1 protein-coding gene is annotated in these 510 nt (G+C 55.3%); it reads right to left on the minus strand.

All coding sequences use genetic code 11. From position 1 onward, the window contains the following. Positions 1-77: 77 nt before the first annotated feature. Positions 78-374, minus strand: coding sequence for a hypothetical protein (locus BK660_RS30720; RefSeq protein WP_123434868.1), 297 nt, complete (start codon positions 372-374; stop codon positions 78-80). Positions 375-510 lie beyond the last annotated feature (136 nt).

Raw genomic sequence — 510 nt, forward strand, 5'->3', positions numbered from 1 at the left:
AAAGTTTTGCGACTGCTCCGCAACCGAGCGGGAGCAAGCTCCCTCGCCACAGACGCTTGCTGCCCATCAAATCGGGTTTATTTCTTTTCCGGCGGCAATTCCGGCAGCGCGCGAAGGGCTGTTTCGTACCATTCGGTGTTGAACCCGCGGTCTTCTTCGAGGATCGCGTCGATTTCTACCGCCAACACGTGTGCCATCAAGTTGAGAATTTCTTCACGCTCGTAACCGACCAGCGTCAACTTGTTGAAAGTTGCTTTGGCAGCCGGCGGGTTGTCGCTTTCAATCTGGTTTTCGATGGCTTCGATCAGGGTGTTTTCGGCGAACTCTTCTTCGTCGATTTCGTCGTTGTTGATGCCGGGGGTTGGCTCGCTCATGGCAGGCTCCTCAAGTTAAGGCGGCCAGTTTACCTGCATTCAGCGCTGTGATGCTGCTGGCAAGAATCGCCCGGGCGATCTATAAAACAGGACTGCCAACCCCGCACGGCCTGGAGGCTTTGTGATGCTCAAGCTT

Source organism: Pseudomonas brassicacearum, assembly GCF_003732265.1.
GTDB lineage: Bacteria > Pseudomonadota > Gammaproteobacteria > Pseudomonadales > Pseudomonadaceae > Aquipseudomonas > Aquipseudomonas brassicacearum_D.